Annotated in this window: 18 protein-coding genes; 10 read left to right on the forward strand and 8 right to left on the reverse strand. The window is 69.0% G+C overall.

Annotated features, from left to right (window positions below):
• A partial coding sequence (locus KHO18_RS09240; protein WP_244844652.1) for a thiamine pyrophosphate-binding protein occupies positions 1–607 on the reverse strand: 607 nt, incomplete at its 3' end.
• Between the two features lie 279 nt (positions 608–886).
• Between KHO18_RS09240 and KHO18_RS09245 the strand changes: the two genes are divergently transcribed.
• From KHO18_RS09245 to KHO18_RS09265, 5 genes are read left to right on the forward strand one after another with little or no spacing between them, the layout of a single operon-like run.
• Positions 887–1,882: a Bug family tripartite tricarboxylate transporter substrate binding protein gene (locus KHO18_RS09245; RefSeq protein WP_144195209.1), complete on the forward strand. Its 996-nt coding sequence runs from the start codon at positions 887–889 to the stop codon at positions 1,880–1,882.
• A gap of 3 nt (positions 1,883–1,885) precedes the next feature.
• Entirely contained in the window at positions 1,886–2,980 is a 1,095-nt protein-coding gene (locus KHO18_RS09250; RefSeq protein ID WP_144195208.1) for a malate/lactate/ureidoglycolate dehydrogenase, read from the forward strand.
• 22 nt (positions 2,981–3,002) lie between these two features.
• Complete coding sequence (gene garL / locus KHO18_RS09255) at positions 3,003–3,791, forward strand: 2-dehydro-3-deoxyglucarate aldolase (protein ID WP_144195207.1); 789 nt, start codon at positions 3,003–3,005, stop codon at positions 3,789–3,791.
• 24 nt (positions 3,792–3,815) lie between these two features.
• Positions 3,816–4,718, forward strand: coding sequence for a 2-hydroxy-3-oxopropionate reductase (locus KHO18_RS09260; RefSeq protein WP_144195206.1), 903 nt, complete (start codon positions 3,816–3,818; stop codon positions 4,716–4,718).
• Positions 4,718–5,653 (forward strand): LysR family transcriptional regulator, encoded by a 936-nt coding sequence (locus KHO18_RS09265; RefSeq protein WP_144195205.1) that lies wholly within the window; start codon positions 4,718–4,720, stop codon positions 5,651–5,653. Before KHO18_RS09260 ends, KHO18_RS09265 begins: the two co-directional genes overlap by 1 nt.
• A gap of 32 nt (positions 5,654–5,685) precedes the next feature.
• Here KHO18_RS09265 and KHO18_RS09270 read toward each other — a convergent pair whose 3' ends face one another.
• Entirely contained in the window at positions 5,686–6,036 is a 351-nt protein-coding gene (locus tag KHO18_RS09270) for a hypothetical protein (protein ID WP_144195204.1), read from the reverse strand.
• A 308-nt stretch (positions 6,037–6,344) separates the two neighbouring features.
• On the opposite strand from KHO18_RS09270, the gene KHO18_RS09275 reads away from it, so the two are divergent.
• Both KHO18_RS09275 and KHO18_RS09280 read left to right on the forward strand, forming a co-directional pair.
• Complete coding sequence (locus tag KHO18_RS09275) at positions 6,345–6,830, forward strand: GFA family protein (RefSeq protein WP_144195203.1); 486 nt, start codon at positions 6,345–6,347, stop codon at positions 6,828–6,830.
• 99 nt (positions 6,831–6,929) lie between these two features.
• Positions 6,930–8,264, forward strand: a complete 1,335-nt coding sequence (locus KHO18_RS09280) for a PQQ-dependent sugar dehydrogenase (RefSeq protein WP_144195202.1) — start codon at positions 6,930–6,932, stop codon at positions 8,262–8,264.
• 98 nt (positions 8,265–8,362) lie between these two features.
• Here the strand turns inward: KHO18_RS09280 and KHO18_RS09285 are convergent, their stop codons facing one another.
• Positions 8,363–9,424: a porin gene (locus KHO18_RS09285; RefSeq protein ID WP_211943054.1), complete on the reverse strand. Its 1,062-nt coding sequence runs from the start codon at positions 9,422–9,424 to the stop codon at positions 8,363–8,365.
• 211 nt (positions 9,425–9,635) lie between these two features.
• Between KHO18_RS09285 and KHO18_RS09290 the strand changes: the two genes are divergently transcribed.
• Positions 9,636–10,340, forward strand: a complete 705-nt coding sequence (locus KHO18_RS09290) for a response regulator (RefSeq protein WP_144195200.1) — start codon at positions 9,636–9,638, stop codon at positions 10,338–10,340.
• A 55-nt stretch (positions 10,341–10,395) separates the two neighbouring features.
• The gene (locus KHO18_RS09295) at positions 10,396–11,820 is read left to right on the forward strand and encodes a sensor histidine kinase (protein WP_211943083.1); all 1,425 of its coding nucleotides are present in this window, start codon (positions 10,396–10,398) and stop codon (positions 11,818–11,820) included.
• Here the strand turns inward: KHO18_RS09295 and KHO18_RS09300 are convergent.
• The gene (locus KHO18_RS09300) at positions 11,817–12,344 is read right to left on the reverse strand and encodes a DUF3016 domain-containing protein (protein WP_186296727.1); all 528 of its coding nucleotides are present in this window, start codon (positions 12,342–12,344) and stop codon (positions 11,817–11,819) included. The genes KHO18_RS09295 and KHO18_RS09300 overlap by 4 nt on opposite strands.
• A gap of 238 nt (positions 12,345–12,582) precedes the next feature.
• Here KHO18_RS09300 and KHO18_RS09305 point away from each other — a divergent pair, with 238 nt between their 5' ends.
• A complete protein-coding gene (locus KHO18_RS09305) occupies positions 12,583–12,867 on the forward strand; it encodes an FmdB family zinc ribbon protein (protein ID WP_144195194.1) in 285 nt (94 codons plus the stop codon).
• Here the strand turns inward: KHO18_RS09305 and KHO18_RS09310 are convergent.
• The 4 genes from KHO18_RS09310 to KHO18_RS09325 are packed head-to-tail and all read right to left on the reverse strand — an operon-like array spanning position 12,854 to position 17,536.
• A complete protein-coding gene (locus tag KHO18_RS09310; protein ID WP_244844653.1) occupies positions 12,854–13,678 on the reverse strand; it encodes an IclR family transcriptional regulator in 825 nt (274 codons plus the stop codon). The two genes, KHO18_RS09305 and KHO18_RS09310, sit on opposite strands and share 14 nt — an antisense overlap.
• A gap of 43 nt (positions 13,679–13,721) precedes the next feature.
• Positions 13,722–14,552, reverse strand: coding sequence for an alpha/beta fold hydrolase (locus KHO18_RS09315; protein ID WP_244844654.1), 831 nt, complete (start codon positions 14,550–14,552; stop codon positions 13,722–13,724).
• Positions 14,549–16,711 (reverse strand): acetate--CoA ligase family protein, encoded by a 2,163-nt coding sequence (locus KHO18_RS09320; protein ID WP_144195189.1) that lies wholly within the window; start codon positions 16,709–16,711, stop codon positions 14,549–14,551. Before KHO18_RS09320 ends, KHO18_RS09315 begins: the two co-directional genes overlap by 4 nt.
• Positions 16,712–16,714: 3 nt before the next feature.
• Positions 16,715–17,536, reverse strand: a complete 822-nt coding sequence (locus KHO18_RS09325) for an enoyl-CoA hydratase/isomerase family protein (protein WP_211943055.1) — start codon at positions 17,534–17,536, stop codon at positions 16,715–16,717.
• Positions 17,537–17,607: the final 71 nt, after the last annotated feature.

Raw genomic sequence — 17,607 nt, forward strand, 5'->3', positions numbered from 1 at the left:
CGTCGGCCAGCGCCCGGGCATCCTCGGCGCGCGGGGCGGCCGCCACGGTGCGGTACGGCGCGGCGTCCGCGCAGTCCACCAGATCATCGAGCACGTCTTCGGGCAGCGCCAGCACCACCGGGCCGGGCCGGCCGGACGTGGCCACCTGGAAGGCGCGCGCCACCATCTCGGGAATCCGCGCCGGATCGTCGATCTCGGCCGCCCACTTGGCCATCGTGCCGAACACTGCCGCGTAATCCACCTCCTGGAACGCCTCCCGGCCCTTGTGGGCGCGGGAGATCTGCCCCACGAACAGGATCATCGGCGTGGAGTCCTGCTGGGCGATATGCACGCCGATGCTGGCGTGGGTGGCGCCCGGCCCCCGGGTGACGAAGCAGATGCCGGGGCGGCCGGTCAGCTTGCCGTCGGCCTCGGCCATGTTGGCGGCGGCGCCTTCGTGCTTGGTGACGACGAGGTCGATGGCCGGCTGGTCATGCAAGGCGTCCAGCACGTCCAGGAAGCTCTCGCCGGGCACGCAGAAGATGCGCTCCGTGCCATGCAGGCGCAGTTGGTCCACGAGGACACGGCCGCCGGTGCGGGCCTGGGAGGATGGGGTTTGAGCGGTCATGACGAAAAGTATGGACAGGATCGGAGGCGGCGCCAAGGTGGAGCCAAGCAGGCGCCAGACCCGAAGCAGGCGGCGATGACAGCGATTTTTCCGTTTGACGGGCGCCGCCGGGGGGTCTATCGTGCATTTCTGTTATGCGTTTTATGCAAGGCAGCGCGCCTCGCGCCCGTGTAGATTGGCTACCGAGGCGATGCTGCCATGACGGCGCGCCCGCCCGCGACACCCCGACAGCCATCCCGGCCGTCCCATAACAACGTTCGCGCAACAGGAGACCATGCAATGCCCTTTCCTCATCGACTGATGCGGCCGGCGCTCGCCGTGCTTTGCCTTGGATGCATGGCGGCGGCCCCGCTGGCGCAAGCCCAATCCGCCGACCAATACCCCAGCAAGCCGATCAACTACGTCGTGCCGTTCGCGGCGGGCGGCACCACGGACCTGCTGGGCCGGCTGATCGGCCAGAGGCTGTCCCAGGCGCTTGGCCAGTCGGTGGTGGTGGAGAACCGCGCCGGCGCCGGCGGCAATATCGGCTCGGACTACGTGTCCAAGGCCGCGCCGGACGGCTACACGCTGCTCGGCGGCACCATCAGCTCGCACGCCATCAACGTGAGCCTGTACCCCAAGATGCCGTACGACCCGGTCAAGAACTTCCAGCCGGTGGCGCTGATCGGCACGCTGCCCAATGTGCTGGTGGTGAACGTGAACAGCCCGTACAAGTCGGTGCAGGACGTGCTGGCGGCGGCCAAGGCCAAGCCGGGGTCGATCAACTTCGGCTCGTCCGGCAATGGCACCTCCCAGCACCTGGCTGCCGAACTGTTCGCCAACATGGCCGGCCTGAAGATGACCCACGTGCCTTATAAGGGCAGCAGCCAGGCGGTGCAGGCACTGCTCGGCAACCAGGTGGACATCGTCTTCGAGAACAGCGTGGCGGCCATGCCGATGGTGCAATCCGGCAAGTTCCGCGCGCTGGCCACCACCGGTGCCAAGCGCGCCGCCGAGCTGCCCGATGTGCCGACCATGGCGGAATCGGGCCTGCCGGGCTATGAAATCGTCTCGTGGCAGGCGATCTTCGCGCCGGCCGGCACGCCGATGCCCATCGTCAACAAGCTGGCCACCGAGATCGGCAAGATCATCCACCAGCCGGACATCAAGGCGAAGCTGGCGGGCATGGGCGTGGAGCCGTCTGGCGCCGGTCCGGCCGAACTCGGCAAGTTCCAGAAGAGCGAGGTGGCCAAGTGGGCCAACCTGATCAAGGTCGCCAATATTCACCTGGAGTAACGCATGGCAGAACACCGTATTCCGACCGCCGGCCTGCATCGCTGGGTCGTGGACCTGTGGCTGGCGGCGGGGTCCGATGCGCGTGAGGCGCAACTGACCGCCGACCACCTCGTCGGCGCCAATCTCTCGGGCCATGACTCGCATGGCGTGGGCATGATCCCGAAGTACGTGCTGTCCTGGCTGGGCGAGCAGTTGCAGCTCAACCAGCAGGTCAGCGTGGTGCATGAGTCCGGCGGCATCCTGAGCCTGGACGGCAACCGGGGCATGGGCCAGGCGGTCACCGAGGAGGCCATGCGCATGGGCATCGCCCGCGCGCAGGAGCATGGCGTGTGCGTGATGGGGCTGCGGCGCTCGCACCATCTGGGGCGCGTGGGCCACTGGGCCGAGCAGGCCACCGCGGCCGGCATGATCTCGATCCACTTCGTGAACGTGCTGTCCAAGCCGATCGTGGCGCCGCATGGCGGCTACGACGCGCGCTTTGGCACCAATCCGTTCACGATTGGCGTGCCGGTGGCGGGCGCCCCGCCGCTGGTGCTGGACTTTGCCACCAGCGCCATCGCGCTGGGCAAGGTGCGCGTGGCCAATAACAAGGGGGTGCCGGTGCCGGCTGGCAGCCTGATGGACCCGGCCGGGCACCCCACCGACGACCCCTCGGTCATGTTCCCGGCGCCCGGCACGCCGCAGGGTGCGCTGCGCACGTTCGGCGAGCACAAGGGCTACGTGCTGGCCGTGATGTGCGAGCTGCTCGGCGCCGCCGTCACTGGCGGCCACACCATCCGCCCGGAAACGCTCACGCACGAGCATGCGGTCTGGAACAACATGCTGGCGATCATCTTCGACCCCGCCCGCCTCGGCAGCAGCACCACCTTCGGCCATGAGGTGGAAGCCTTTGTCGAATGGATGAAGGCGTCCCGGCTGCAACCGGGCAACGATGCCATCCGCCTCCCCGGCGACCCCGAACGCGCATGGCGCAAGGCGCGTGCCGACTTTATCCCCGTGGATGCCGGCACGCTGGCCCAGCTCGACGACGCCGCGGCGCGCGTGCTTCAGGCGCGCGGCCAGTCCCCCGGCCCGCTCTCCGCCCTGGCGGCGGACTGAACCCAAGGCTCAAGGAATTCTCATGACGACTCCTCACCTGCCCCAGCTTTCCCCGCTGCCCAACCAGTTCCGCGCCGACATCCTCGCGCGCAAGCGCCTGATTGGCTGCTGGACCTCGCTCGGCCAGCCGGTTACCACCGAGATCATCGGCCTGGCCGGCTTCGACTGGATGCTGCTCGATGGCGAGCACGCGCCCAACGACGTGCTGACCTTCGTGCCGCAGTTGATGGCGCTCAAGGACAGCACCAGCGCGCCCGTGGTCCGCCCGCCCTGGAACGACCCCGTCCTGCTCAAGCGCCTGCTGGATATCGGCTTCTATAACTTCCTGATCCCGTTCGTGGAGTCGGCCGAGGAAGCGCGCCGCGCGGTGCGGGCCACGCGCTACCCGCCGGACGGCGTGCGCGGGGTGTCCGGCGTGCAGCGCCAGAACCGCTACGGCACGCTGCCGGACTTCTTCCAGACCATCAACGAGAACATCTGCGTGCTGGTGCAGATCGAGAGCCGCAAGGGCGTGGAAGCTGCCGACGAGATCTGCGCCGAACCCGGCGTGGACGGCATCTTCATCGGCCCGAACGACCTGGCCGCCGCCTACGGCCACCTTGGCAACCCCAACCACCCGGAGGTGCAGGCCGCCGTGGCGCAGATCTACGACGCCGCCAACCGCGCCGGCAAGGCCATCGGCACGCTCACCCCCGTGGAGGCCGACGCCCGCCGCTACATCGACATGGGCGCGCACTTCGTCGCCGTGGGGCTGGACCACACGCTGCTGCGCGATGCCTCCCGCGCGCTGCGCGAGCGCTTTGCGCAATGACGCTATCTATATAGGAATACGGATATGAGCAAGATCGGATTCATCGGACTCGGCGTGATGGGCGCGCCGATGGCGCAGCACCTTCAGGCGGGCGGCCACACGGTCTACGCCCACACGCGCAGCGGCGTGCCGCAGGCGCTCCAGGATGCCGGCATGCAGGCCTGCGCCAATGCCACCGAGGTGGCGCGCCAGGCCGACGTCATCTTCCTGATGCTGCCGGATACGCCGGACGTGGCGCGCGTGCTGTTCGGCGAGCAAGGTGTGGCCGATGGACTGAGCCCGGGCAAGACGGTGGTGGACATGAGTTCCATCTCGCCAATCGAGACACGCGAGTTCGCCGCGCGCATCGAGAAGCTGGGTTGCGAGTATGTGGATGCGCCGGTGTCCGGCGGCGAGGTGGGGGCCAAGGCCGCCACGCTGTCGATCATGGCCGGCGGCAAGCAGGACGTGTTCGACCGCGTGCTGCCGCTGCTCCAGCTGATGGGCAAGAACATCACGCTGGTCGGCAATGTCGGCGACGGCCAGGTGGCCAAGGTGGCGAACCAGGTGATCGTGGCGCTGACCATCGAGGCCGTGGGCGAGGCGCTGGTGCTGGCCGCCAAGGCCGGCGCGGACCCGGCGCGCGTGCGTCAGGCGCTGATGGGCGGCTTTGCCAGCTCCCGCATTCTGGAAGTGCATGGCGAGCGGATGATCAAGCGCACGTTCGACCCTGGCTTCCGCATCGAACTGCACCAGAAGGACCTGAACCTGGCGCTGTCCACGGCCAAGGCGCTGGGGCTGGGGCTGCCGAACACGGCGTCCTGCCAGCAGCTGTTCAACGTCTGCGTGGCGCAGGGCGGCGCCGGCTGGGACCATTCCGGGCTGGTCAAGGCAATCGAGCATATGGCGTCGTTCGCCATCGGCGACAAGCCCAAGACGGCGGGCTGATGTCGGCGCTGAACTCCGACGACCTTGCGTGCTTTGTCTGCGTGGCCAACACGCAGAGCATCTCCCGCGCGGCGCTGGAGCTTGGCGCGGACCAGTCCACGGTCAGCCGCCAGATCGCCCGGCTGGAGGCGGCGCTGGACACGCGCCTGTTCCACCGCAGCGGCCGGGGCGTGGTGCTGACCGAGTCCGGCTCCACGCTGCTCGGCTACGCGCGCCAGGTGGCGGTCACGCTCAGCGAGGCCCGTGCCGCCGTGCGCAAGTCCACGGCGCAGGGGCCGTCCCAATTGGTTATCGCCGCGCAGCCGACTATCGCCAATACCGCCTTCGCGTCCATCGGCACGGCGCTCAAGCAGCGCTTTCCGGCGACCAGGCTGCGCTTTGCCGAGGGGCTGGCCAGCCCGATCCTCGCCTGGCTGGCTGCCGGCGAGATCGACGTCGCCCTGCTCTACCTGCCCGAGCAGCAAGGCGCGCTGAAGGTGGATGTGCTGCTGGAAGAAGACCTGACGCTGGTGACGCCCACCTCGTGGAGCCACCTTGGCCTGACCTTCCCGGTGCGGCGGCTGGGCGAGGTGCCGCTGATCCTGCCGAGCACCGGCCACGGCCTGCGCGTGCTGGCCGAATCGCTGGCCGCGCGCGCCGGCACCACGCTGAACATGGCGCTGGAGTGCGATGCCTCGAATACGGTGTCGATGCGGCTGGTGGAGGATGGTTGCGGCGCCACGCTGCTGCCGTTCGCCGCCGTGGCGGACCGCGTGGCACAGGGTCGGCTGCACTCGGCCCGGCTGGTGGAGCCGGTGGTGACGCGCCAGGTGGTGCTGGCCACGGCGCGCAATCGCACCGTGGTGCCCGAGTTGTGGGACATCATGCAGACCGTGCGGCAGTCCGTGCGGAATATCGTGATGTCCGGGGCGTGGCCGGGAGCGCGGCTGGTCTGAGCCCCGCCCCCGGGCATCCGGGTGGGATTCGCTTACTGCTTCGGCGCCTGCAGTTCCTGCTTGGCGGTTTCATTGGCCGCCTTGTTGGCGTCCTTGCGCTCCTGCTTGGCGGCGCTCACATCCTGCTTGTATTCGCCCTTCGCGGCCGACTTTTCGGCCTTGTACTGGTCGCTCGCCGCCTTGCGGGCTTCACGGCGCTCCACCAGCGGGTCCTTCGGCGGTTGAATCTGGGTCATGCCCGGCGGCACGGCGGCGTTGCCGCCAGCAGGTGCCGGGGCGGCGGTGGTCTGGGCGAATGCGGTGGCGGACAACAGCCCGGCGGTCAGGGCACCGATCAGCGAGGCAGTACGAATGATTCGGTTCGTGGACTTGTTCGTGGACATATGAGACCTCTCAAGATGTTGTTATCTCGGACGGTGCCCACGTACAAGCTACAAGCTCTGGCAGCGAGGGCACCACGCAATGCCGTGCGCAGGATGTCTTGCCTTCCTGCGCCGCGCACCGAAGTTTAGAAGCCGACTCGTGCCCCGCGTGCCGCATTCCAACATCTCCTTACAAAAACGCATCCGCGCTGACAGACACTCTCCGACAACGCCACACTTTTCGCGGATTCTGCAGATTTGGCGTGCTTGAAGCGACCGGCTCCGTCGCCCACACTGGGAGGCATCGACCGCGCCAACCAGGAGGGATCATGCATCTCGAAGGCTCGTGCCAATGCGGCGCCGTGCAGTTCAGTCTGGAGTCCGACTCGCCCTGCCCCTACATGCATTGCCATTGCTCGATCTGCCGCAAGACCGGCGGCGGCGGGGGCTATGGCATCAACCTCGGCGGGGATGCCCACTCGCTGCGCGTTCGCGGCAAGAAACACGTCTCGCGCTATCACGCCGTGATGCGCGAGCCCGGCCAGCGCCCGAAGCGCTCGAAGGCGTTCCGCCATTTCTGCGCCGCGTGCGGCAGCCCGCTGTGGCTCTGGGACCCACGCTGGCCCGACATGGTCTACCCCAACGCAAGCGCCATCGACACGCCCCTGCCCCGCCCGCCCGAGGTGGTCGAGGCTTCGCTGGAGAACGTCGCGCCATGGGTGGATGTGCCCCGCGGCAAAGGCCATCGGCATTGCGAGACCTGGCCGGAGGAATCGCTGCACGACTGGCACAAGCGGCACGGCCTGCTCGCCTGAAATGGGGGCGGCAGCACAAAGTCGGACACTGGCCGACAGACGCCGGCCAAGTGATTTCCTATGCTCCAAACAAGGCGCCCCGCGCGCAAGGAGCCTGACATGCCGAGCTTCCGCCGTCTTCCTCTCCCCCTGGCTCTCTGCCTGACCGCCGCCGCGCTGCTCGCCACCGGTTGCGGCGAGTCCGCCAAGCTGCCGGAATCGGCCGGCATCGGCCCGTCGCCGCAGTTGCCCGAGCCGAACAAGACGCTGATCCCGACCGTGCATATCGCGCCGGCCAAGGGCTGGGAGGACGGCAAGAAGCCGGTGGCGGCGGACGGCATGACGGTAACCGCCTTCGCCGACAAGCTCGACCATCCGCGCTGGGTCTACGTGCTGCCCAATGGCGATGTCCTCGTGGCCGAATCGAACGCGCCCCCCAAGCCGGACGACGGCAAGGGCATCCGCGGCTGGGTCATGAAGCAGGTAATGAAGCGCGCGGGGGCCGGCGTGCCGAGCGCCAACCGCATCACGCTGCTGCGCGACACCAACGGCGACGGCGTGGCCGACGAGCGCTCGGTCTTCCTCAAGGATCTGAACTCGCCGTTCGGCATGGTGCTGGTCGGCAATGACTTCTACGTGGCCAATACCGACGCCGTGGTGCGCTATCCCTACGCGCCGGGGCAGCCGGCAATCACTGCGCCGGGCCAGAAACTCGTCGATTTACCAGGCGGGCCGCTGAACCACCACTGGACCAAGAACATCATCGCCAGCCCGGACGGCAACAAGCTCTACGTCACGGTCGGCTCGAACAGCAACGTGGCCGAGAACGGCATCGACAAGGAAGCGGGCCGCGCCGCCATCTGGGAGGTGGATCGCCAGACCGGCCAGCATCGCGTGTTCGCCAGCGGCCTGCGCAACCCGAACGGCATGGCCTGGGAGCCGACCAGCGGCATGCTGTGGACCGCCGTGAACGAGCGCGATGAAATCGGCAGCGACCTGGTGCCGGACTACATCACCTCCGTGCGCGATGGCGCCTTCTATGGCTGGCCATACAGCTACTACGGCCAGCATGTGGATGTGCGCGTGAAGCCACCCGCGCCCGATCTGGTGGCGAAGGCCATCGTGCCCGACTACGCGGTGGGCACGCACACGGCCTCGCTGGGGCTGGCCAGCGCCGCCGGCAACAGCCTGCCGGCGCGTTTCCAGCACGGGATGTTCGTCGGCCAGCATGGCTCCTGGAACCGCAAGCCGCGCGCCGGCTACAAGGTAATCTTCGTCCCATTCGAGCAGGGCAAGCCCAACGGCGCGCCGTTCGACGTGCTGACCGGCTTCCTGACCGCCGATGGCGACGCCCAGGGCCGCCCGGTAGGCGTGGCCGTGGACAAGCGCGGCGGGTTGTTGGTGGCCGATGACGTCGGCAACGTGATCTGGCGCGTGACCGGCGCGACTAGATAGCGTCGGCTACAAAAGCAAAAACCGGCGGTGCGAGCCCCTCGCGCCGCCGGAAGACCACCCACCACGATGGTCCGGAACAACAGTCCAACCGTGAAGAATCAGAAGCGGTGCTGGAGACCCGCCGTGACGCCGACCTGGTTGTTGGCAGAGCCCACCAGGTCGCGCGAGAGACTCACGGTCTGACCGTTGCGCGCCTTGGCATAGCCTGCGGACAGGTAGGCCATGGTGCGTTTGGAAAGATTGTATTGAGCGCGCAGCGAGAACAGGATCGGATCGCCGTCCGTCGCCCCCTTGATGTTCTGCTTGTACACCGCGCCGTAGAGCGTGAAGGCCGGCGTGAAGTCGTACGCCGCGCCCAGCCAGTACATGTCGCTCAGCTGCGACGCCGCGCCGTTCGTGAAGGTGCGCTTGTAGTTGCGGTAGCCGCCGTACAGCGCAAGCGAGCCGAAGTCATAGCTGGCGCCCGCGTGGACGCCCTGGATGTAGTCCATCGTATCGGCCGGCGTGGTGCTGCCGCCCGCGCCGTTCTGGCGATCCCAGGTCACGGCCGTGGCGAAGCCGCCCGACGAATACCCGACGCCGACGTCATATTTCGACGAAGACTTGAACTCGCCCGGCACCTCGCCCAGCGCAACGGTGGCGCCCAGCTTCACGCCGCCGAACTTGCCGTCATAGCGGACCACATTGGTGGCGCGCGAGAACATGCCGTCCTTGCGCCCGCCCGACGCCGTGGACGAGGTGGCCCACGAGTAGTTCGGCGCGTAGCCCATCGGGTCGAACGGCAGCATGAAATCGTAGGTCGTGGTGAAGTCGCGGCCCAGCAGCAGGCGGCCCCACTTGTTCTGCAGGCCCACGGTGGCGCGGCGGTCGAACAGCGTGTTGTCGGTGTCCAGCTTGCCGGTGTCGAGGGCGATGCCGCTCTCCAGCTGGAACACGGCCTTCAGGCCGCCGCCCAGGTCCTCGGTGCCGCGCAGGCCCCAGCGCGAGGTATTTTTGCCGCCCGAGATCACCTTGACCGCCGAACCACCGCCCGGCCCCGCGTGGTTGAGGTACTCCACGCCCGAATCCACGATGCCGTACAGCGTGACGCTGGACTGTGCCCCCGCACCGCTCGTGGCGACGCAAGCCATTCCGGCAACGAACCATGCCTTCCGTTTCATGCCTGTCTCCTGTGTCTTTTTTGTGAGTGAACGGCGCGAATGGTATGGGAGGCACACTTTCAGATCGCTTTCGAAAATCCTTCAAATTCGGACCGTTGCGGGGGCGCGGATTGGGGCTTTCCCTAGCTAGCCCGACCCGCCGCTTCCCGGTATCACTCACGCGCTGTTGCCGTTCCCGTCGCTCCCCCGCTGTTCCTGTCGTGACCCTGCCATGCGTATCCTGCTTGCCGAAGACAACCTGAAACTGGCCGCCTCCCTCGTGGAATCCCTCGGCCAGAGCGGCTTCACGGTCGATTGCATGCACGACGGCGCCAGCGCCGACAACCTGCTCTCCACGCAGGACTACGCGCTGGCCATCCTCGATATCGGCCTGCCCCGCCTGGACGGCCTGGAAGTGCTGCGGCGCCTGCGCCAGCGGCGCAACCCGGTGCCGGTGCTGATCCTGACTGCGCATGGTTCCGTGGAAGACCGCGTGCGCGGCCTGGACCTCGGCGCCGACGACTACCTCGCCAAGCCCTTCGCCCTGACTGAGCTGGAAGCGCGCGCCCGCGCGCTGATCCGGCGCAGCCATGGCCACGACCGCACCGCGCTGCATTGCGGGCCGCTCCACTACGACACCGTCAGCCGCGCCTTCACGCTGCACGGCACGCTGCTGGCGCTGACCGGGCGCGAGCGCGCGGTGCTGGAGATCCTGCTATTGCGCGACGGCCGGGCCGTCAACAAGGCCGCGCTCTCGGAGAAGATCTTCGGGATCGAGGAGTCGGTGAACCCGGACGCCATCGAGATCTACGTCTACCGCCTGCGCAAGAAGCTGGAAGGCAGCGGCGTCGGCATCGTCACGCTGCGCGGGCTGGGCTACCTGCTGGAGGCGCGCGCCCCGGCGGCTGAAGACACCCCGCTGGCCGCCCAGCCATGAGCCGGCGATGAAGCCGGGAATGAAGCCGGCGATGAAGCCGGCAATGAAGCGGGCGATGAAATCAGCGAGCCTGCGCTGGCAGCTCTCGCTGTGGCTGCTGCTCCCCCTGCTCGGGCTGCTGGCGCTCGACGCCTGGCTGACCGACCGCCGCGCCATGGCAGCCGCCCACGAGGCGTTCGACCGCACGCTGGCCGCCTCGCTCAAGGCCATGCGCGAAGGCATCAGCCTGCGCGACGGCCGCGTGGAGGTGGAGGTGCCCTACCTCGCCCTCGAAGTCTTCGACGCCGAGGCCGGCTCGCGCATTTACTACGAGATCCGCGACGAGACCGGCGCCACCATCACCGGCTATCCGGCCCTGCCGATGCCCACCCAGCCGGTGCGCGCGCTCTATCGCACGCAGTTCTACGATGCCGCCTATCGCGGCGAGCCGGTGCGCATGGCCGCCATGCCGCTGCCGCTGCACGACGTGCGCTCGGCGCGCACGCAACTGGTCTGGGTGCTCGTGGCCGAGACCACAGAGCCGCGCGCGCAACTGGCCAAGCACATCCTGATGGGGTCGCTGTTGCAGGAGCTGATGCTGGTCAGCCTGGCGCTGGCCATCGTCTGGTTCGGGGTGCGGCGCGGGCTGCGGCCGCTGCACCGGCTATCGGAGGCGATGAGCGCACGCGGCCCGGACGACCTCCAGCCGCTGGACGCCGCCACGCTGCCCGTGGAGACCCAGCCGCTGGTCAACGCCGTCAACCAGTACGTGGCGCGGCTCCAGCGCATGGTCGAGGGGCGCAAGCGCTTCTTTGCCGATGCCGCGCACCAGCTCAAGACGCCGCTGGCCATCATCCAGGCCGAATCGGAACTGGCGCTGCGGGAACGCGACGTCGCCGGCGCGCAGGCGCATCTGGCCCGCCTCAACGGCTCGGTCCAACAGGCTGCGAAGGAGGTGGAGCAGCTGCTGTCGCTCTCCCGGCTGGAGCCGGACAGCGGCTACGCCCCCACGCTCCACCGGCTGCAGCTCGGCACGCTGGCGCAGGCGGTGGCGCTGGACTGGGCGCCGCTGGCCCGGCGGGACGGGGTGGATCTGGGTTTCGAAGCGGACGTTGTCGAAGCTGGCGACGCACAGGACGAGATCGACGGCCAGCCGGAACTCCTCCAGGAACTGCTCGGCAACCTGATCGACAACGCGGTGCGCTACGCGGGCGCTGGCTCCATGGTGACGGTGCGCATGCGCGGCACGCGGCTACAGGTAGAGGACAACGGCCCCGGCATCGCGCCGCAGGACCGGGAAGCCGTGTTCCAGCGCTTCTATCGGGGCGAAGCCAGCGCGGCGCGCGCCGGCAGCGGGCTCGGGCTGTCCATCGTCCGGGAAATCGCACGCCTCCACGGCGCGGCCGTGGTACTCGGCGACACGCCCGGCGGCGGCCTGACCGTGGCGCTCCATTTCCCGCCCGCCGGGGGCCAGGGCCAGGGCGAGGGCAAGACGGCCTAGCTCTTGCCCGTCAGCTTGCCGATGCGGCGCCCGAACCAGTCATCGAGCATGACTTTCTCGTAGCGCAGCCGGTCCGAGGGGCCGTACAGATTCACGCCCCATGTGAAGTTCATGTTCGAGATGCGCTCCTGCGCGCTGGCCACCACCTCGTCGCCGTGGCGCAGCTCGTACTGCAACGTCATGCGCGGCCACGTGGCATCCCGGATCACGCGCACCTGCTGCGCGTAGCGCCAGTCGAGATAGCCGGCCAGATCGATGTCCAGCACCTCGATGGTCAGCGAATACCCCGCCGGCAACCCCCGCGCCGCCAGCCGGGCGAAGTGCCGCCGAAGTTCATCGAGCACCTGCCGGTCACTGCCATACGACTGAGACCACGACGCATCGGTATAGGTCTCCGGATGGATGAACGTCACCGACAACGCGGAAGACGGCTGCGCCTGCGAAGGCGCCGGCGCGCCCCCGGCCGCCCCGGACAGCCCCAGCGCCGCAACGGCAACCAGGATGGGAAGAAAGTACGTGGACATGATGGCATCACGCCTGCGAAAGCACGGCCTGGAACGCGACGGACGATGCCCGAACATAAAACAGGACAGGAACCCATGCGCCACCCGGCATCCAGCCGCTGAGCCCGGGCTGGTTTCAGGATAGGTCAGCGGGGGAAAGTCTTCTGGGCCCCTGACCGCCCGGGTTCCTCGCCATCGACGTTTTACGAGCCCTGGCGTAAGCTGAACCCTTCTTATTCCCCGACCCAGCGGAGATGCGATGCCCACCTATGACTACCGGTGTGACGATTGCGGCGATTTTGCGTTGATGCGGCCGATGGCGCAGCGGGACGAGCCGGTTGGCTGCCCCCACTGTGGCAAGGCTGCCGCGCGGGCGCTGGTGGCCGCGCCGGCGTTGGCGGGGGCGCCGGGGGCCGTGCCGTCGGAGTTGGCGGGCCATGGCGCGGGGTGTGGCTGCTGCGGGCCGGTGAAGCTTGCCGGGCGCGCCGATGGTGGCCGGGGTGGCCGGGGTGGCGCGGGGTGGTCCAAGTTCAGCTCGGGCTGAACCGCTGCGTCGCCTGATCGTCGCGCTCGAACGCCTCCCGAATCTTCTCCGCCAGCCGCATCAGGTGCGGTGCCAGTTCCGCGATGGCTTCCGCCACCGGCGCCTTGGTGGACACGCTGACATTCAATATATGAACCGGATGATGGGCCAGCCGCAGCGGCGTGGACAGCGCCACCACCTCGGGCTGCCAGCTTGCCGCGCACCAGCCCTGCCGCGCCACCTGGGCGATGGCGTCGAGAATTTCGCGCTTCAGCGCCGGCCAGCCTGACGGGGACCTGCGCGCGAAGGTGTCCATCAGCGCCTGTCGTTCCTCAGCCGGCGCCACCGCCAGCCACGCGCGGCCCAGCGAGGTCAGCGCCATCGGCACCCGCTGCCCTGTCACCACCGTGCGCAGCGACACCTTGCGGCTATATCGGATCGATTCCAGATAGACCATCTCGTCGCGGTCGGCCATGGCCAGCCCCACGTTGATGTGTTCGGCCTGCGCGAGTTCGCGCATCATCGGCGCGGCCACCTGCAGCACCACCGACCCCGCATGCATCGCGTGCGCCAGACTGAGCACCGGCGCGCCGAGGCGGTAGGCGCGCAGCGTGGCGTCGTACTGGAGGAAGCCGGTCTCGACCAGACTCTGGGTCAGGCGCGAGACCGTGGACCGGGCCAGCCCGGTACGTTCCGCCAGTTCGCCATTGCCGAGCACATCAGCGCCGGGGCGGAACGCGCGCAGGATCTCGATGCCGCGTTCGAGCGAGCGATTGGCAAGCGTGCTGGCCGCGCGGCCACGCGCCCGGCGCCGGGCATCCTGCATGTCCACGATCGGTTCTCCTGCACGTGTTGTGTGCTCATCAATCAGCCGCTCAGCGCGCCAGCCACGCCAGCAGCAGCGCGTTGATGGCGGCGTCGGCCTCGTACTGGACCCAGTGGCCGGCGCCGGGCACGATCTCGCCGCGCCGGCCGTCCCGCCCGTCAATCAGGCTGGCCAGCACCGCCGGCGGATCGGCGGTCACATCGTGCTCGCCAAAGGCCACCAGCACAGGCCCGCCGAAGCGGTCCAGCGCCTCGCCCAGCCCGCCCGCCCGCGAAATCTGCTTGCTGCGGAAGCGCGTGTCGCGGCAGGACTCGGTATAGGCGAGCAGCGCCAGCGCATCCACCTTCACGGGGTCCGCGATCATGAACGCGGCGACGTTCTGCTGCATCGCCGCCGCCAGCGCCTCGGCGCCCTCGGCGCGGCGCCAGTCGACCAGCGCGATGGTCTGCCGCCGTGTGCCGCCATGGCCACCCGGCCCCAGCAGCGCCAGTCCGCGCACGCCGGGGAGGCGGGAGGCCAGATGCGAGGCCGTCAGCCCACCGAACGAGAAGCCGACCAGATCGATATCGCCCACGCAGGGCAGTTGGGCGAAGCCTGCTGCCACGGCTTCCACCAGCGCCGGCAGGTCAGTCCCCACCGGGTCGCCCGAGGCGCCGTAGCCGGGCAGATCCGGCACCCAGACCGTATGGCGTGCCGACAGCGCCTCGATATTGCGCACCCAGTGCAGCCAGCTGCCGTGGCCGCCGTGCACCAGCAGCACGTCCGGCCCGCTGCCAAAGCGGCGCCACACCATGCGGCACCCGGCCGCTTCCGTGACGCGGGTCGTGCCCTGCGCCGCCAATCGTGCGACGAATGCCGTCGCCGATGCGTCTTCCTTCAAGGTCCTGCCTCCCCGATAACCACCACGCCGTCCGCCGCGCGCACCCCCTGCCCGGCCGGCAGCACGAAGACCGGATTGATCTCCGCCTCGACGAGCCGCGCCCCCATGGCGGCGGCCATCGCCGAAAACGCAACGATAGCATCGGCCAGTGCCTCCACGTCAGCCTTGGGCCGGCCGCGATAGCCATCCAGCAGCGGCCAGGTCTTCAGCGCGCGGATCATCGCCAGGGCCTCGTCGCGCGGCAGGCCGCCCTGCGCCGGCAGCAGCCGCATGGTGGTGTCCTGGAACAGCTCCGCCGTCACCCCGCCCATGCCGAGCAGGATCGCCGTGCCCAGCGCGTCGCGGTGCATGCCGAGGATCAGCTCCACGCCGCCCTCCACCATCTCCTGCACCACGAAGCGTGTGGGCGCCGGGCCGGTGTGACCGGTGCGGCCGAGGTGGCGGCTGACGTCCTCGCGCATGCGGGCGAGCCGCGCCGGCACGTCCTGCGGCCGCACGTTGACGGCCACGCCGCCCACATCGCTCTTATGGGTGATGGTCGACGACAGGATCTTGAGCACCACGCGCTCGCCCAGCGATTCTGCGGCGGACCGGGCATCCGCGTCGTTATCGACCACGATCTCCCGCACCCCCGGCACGCCGAAGCGCGCGAACAGCTGCTTGGCGGCCGCTTCGTCGAGAGAACCGGGCGGCAGGTCCGATGTATCGACCTCGGGCACAGCCGCTGGCTCACTGGCGCCCAGGCTGGCCAGCGCGCCGGCCGCCAGCATCGCACCCAGCGCCACCGCGCACGATTCCGGCGCGCTGAACGCCGGCACGCCGCGCTGGTTCAGCACCGCCGCCACCTGCGGCGCGTGGGGGCTGACGTAGGCCAGCACCGGCTTGTCGCTCTCGGGCAGGCAGTCGCGGATGGCGTTGGCCATCAGGTCGGGCATGGCCAGCCCGGAGGAGCCGACGATGATCGCCACGGCGTCATAGCTCGGGCTGGCCAGCAATGCGCGGATCGCCCCGCGCAGCAGGTCGGGCTGCAGGCCGGCCAGCGTGACGTCGATGGGGTTGCGGTCGAGCGCGGCATGGTCACCCTGTTGCAGCGCGCGCAGGCGCCCGGCCGTGGCGGCGTCCGGCGGCGGGGTCTCGAAGCCGGACATGCCCAGGCTGTCCGACACCAGCGTGCCGGCGCCGCCGGTCGAGGTCAGCACAGCCACGCGCTTGCCGTGCAGCACGCGGCCCGTGGCCAGTGCCGCCGGGATGTCGATCAGGTCCGCAAACGTCTGCGCCCGGATCACGCCCACCTGCCGGAACAGTGCGTCGTACATCGCATCCGCGCCGGCCATCGCGCCCGTATGGGACACCGCCGCGCGCGCGCCCGCCTCGGAGCGGCCAATCTTGAAGGCCACCACCGGCTTGCCGGCCGCCGCCGCCTTCAGCACCGCCGCGCGGAACTTCTCGGGGTGCCGCACACTTTCCACATACAGGGCGATCACCCGCGTGGCGTCATCGTCCGCCAGATAGTCGATGAAATCCGCAAGGTCCAGATCGGCCTCGTTGCTGGTGGAGACCAGCTTGGACAGGCCGATGCCCCGCGCCGCCGCGCGCGAAAGCAGCGCGCCGAGAATGCCGCCGCTCTGCGACACCACGCCGATGCTGCCCGCCGGGAAATGCTCCATCTCCAGCGCGCCGCTGGCGGACAGCGGAATGCTGTCCGTCAGGTTCACCAGCCCGATGGTGTTGGGCCCGAGCAGCCGCATGCTGCCGGCTGCCTCGATCAGCTCGGCCTGCCGGCGCGCGCCATCGGCGCCGGTCTCGGTGTAGCCGCTGGCCAGCACGATGGCCGCGCCGGTGCCGCGCTGCGCCAGCTCACGCACCGCCAGATGGGCGCGCTCGGCGCCAAGCAGCACGATGCCGACATCGGGCACCTCCGGCAGCGAGCCGATATCGGGATAGCAGCGCAGGTCGCCAATCCGGGTCACCTTCGGATTGACCGGATAGATCGCCCCGCCAAAGCCGTGCCGCGTGAGGTAGGACACCGGGCGGCCGGAAGTCTTGTTCGGATCGGCCGATGCGCCGATCACGGCCACGCTGCGCGGCTTGACCAGCCGGGCGATGGCGGAGGAGGTGGTGGAGGCGGTGGCGGAGGAAGTCAGGGAGTGGGATGTCATGGCTCAGCCCTGCCGCGTGGATTTGGCGGCGGCGGCCTTCGCCAGGAACGCCATCACCGATTCGCGGTGCTCGGTGCTGGTGTAGCAGATGCCCTGCGCCTGGCTGCCCTGCGCGAAGACCTGGTCGGCGGTCAGCTCGAAGGTCTGGTTCAGGATGCTCTTGCCCAGCGCCAGCGCGGTCGGGGAGCCATGCGAGAGTTCGGCCGCCCAGGCCAGCGCATCGCCCAGCAACGATTCGGGCGCGGCGGACAGCCGGTCGGCGATGCCCAGTTGCAGCGCCTCCGTGGCCTCCACCTTGCGGCCCGAGAAAATCAGCGCCTTGGCCGTGGCCAGGCCCGTGCGGCGCGGCAGGAAGTACATGCCGCCGCCATCGGGAATCAGGCCGCGATGGATGTACGACCACGTGAAGCTGGCCGATTCGGCGGCGATGACGAAATCGCAGGCCATCGCCATGTCCGCGCCCAGGCCGTTGGCGCCGCCGTTGACGGCTGCGATGGTGGGCTTGGGCATGTTGTGCAGCAGCGCCACGGAATGATGCACGCGCTGCTGGCGCGTCCAGCCGTTGAAGCCGACTTCGCCCGGCGGCGCGTCCATGCGGCGCTGCATGCCGGCCACGTCGCCCCCGGCGCAGAAGCCCTTGCCGTTGCCGGTCAGCACCAGCGCGCGGATGTCCCGGCTGGCGGTGACGTGCTCGAGCGCGACGATCAGCTCGCTGCGCATGGCATCGCTGATGGCATTGCGCTTGTCCGGGCGGTTCAGGGTCAGCACGGCGATGCCATCGCGCACCGCGAACTGGATCAGCTGGAAATCGGGAAGATGGGTCATGTCGGGGCTCGGAAAAATCGGATGAAATCGGAAAAAATCGGAAAAAATCGGAAGAAATCAGGTTGGGAACG

The organism is Cupriavidus campinensis (genome assembly GCF_905397395.1).
Classification (GTDB): Bacteria; Pseudomonadota; Gammaproteobacteria; order Burkholderiales; family Burkholderiaceae; genus Cupriavidus; species Cupriavidus campinensis.

Excerpts from the sequence above, each read along its gene's own strand:
- KHO18_RS09245 (WP_144195209.1), top strand. The coding sequence starts at position 887 with ATGCCCTTTCCTCATCGACTGATGCGGCCGGCGCTCGCCGTGCTTTGC.
- KHO18_RS09250 (WP_144195208.1), top strand. The coding sequence starts at position 1,886 with ATGGCAGAACACCGTATTCCGACCGCCGGCCTGCATCGCTGGGTCGTG.
- garL (WP_144195207.1), top strand. The coding sequence starts at position 3,003 with ATGACGACTCCTCACCTGCCCCAGCTTTCCCCGCTGCCCAACCAGTTC.
- KHO18_RS09260 (WP_144195206.1), top strand. The coding sequence starts at position 3,816 with ATGAGCAAGATCGGATTCATCGGACTCGGCGTGATGGGCGCGCCGATG.
- KHO18_RS09265 (WP_144195205.1), top strand. The coding sequence starts at position 4,718 with ATGTCGGCGCTGAACTCCGACGACCTTGCGTGCTTTGTCTGCGTGGCC.
- KHO18_RS09270 (WP_144195204.1), bottom strand. The coding sequence starts at position 6,036 with ATGTCCACGAACAAGTCCACGAACCGAATCATTCGTACTGCCTCGCTG.
- KHO18_RS09275 (WP_144195203.1), top strand. The coding sequence starts at position 6,345 with ATGCATCTCGAAGGCTCGTGCCAATGCGGCGCCGTGCAGTTCAGTCTG.
- KHO18_RS09280 (WP_144195202.1), top strand. The coding sequence starts at position 6,930 with ATGCCGAGCTTCCGCCGTCTTCCTCTCCCCCTGGCTCTCTGCCTGACC.
- KHO18_RS09285 (WP_211943054.1), bottom strand. The coding sequence starts at position 9,424 with ATGAAACGGAAGGCATGGTTCGTTGCCGGAATGGCTTGCGTCGCCACG.
- KHO18_RS09290 (WP_144195200.1), top strand. The coding sequence starts at position 9,636 with ATGCGTATCCTGCTTGCCGAAGACAACCTGAAACTGGCCGCCTCCCTC.
- KHO18_RS09295 (WP_211943083.1), top strand. The coding sequence starts at position 10,396 with ATGAAATCAGCGAGCCTGCGCTGGCAGCTCTCGCTGTGGCTGCTGCTC.
- KHO18_RS09300 (WP_186296727.1), bottom strand. The coding sequence starts at position 12,344 with ATGTCCACGTACTTTCTTCCCATCCTGGTTGCCGTTGCGGCGCTGGGG.
- KHO18_RS09305 (WP_144195194.1), top strand. The coding sequence starts at position 12,583 with ATGCCCACCTATGACTACCGGTGTGACGATTGCGGCGATTTTGCGTTG.
- KHO18_RS09320 (WP_144195189.1), bottom strand. The coding sequence starts at position 16,711 with ATGACATCCCACTCCCTGACTTCCTCCGCCACCGCCTCCACCACCTCC.
- KHO18_RS09325 (WP_211943055.1), bottom strand. The coding sequence starts at position 17,536 with ATGACCCATCTTCCCGATTTCCAGCTGATCCAGTTCGCGGTGCGCGAT.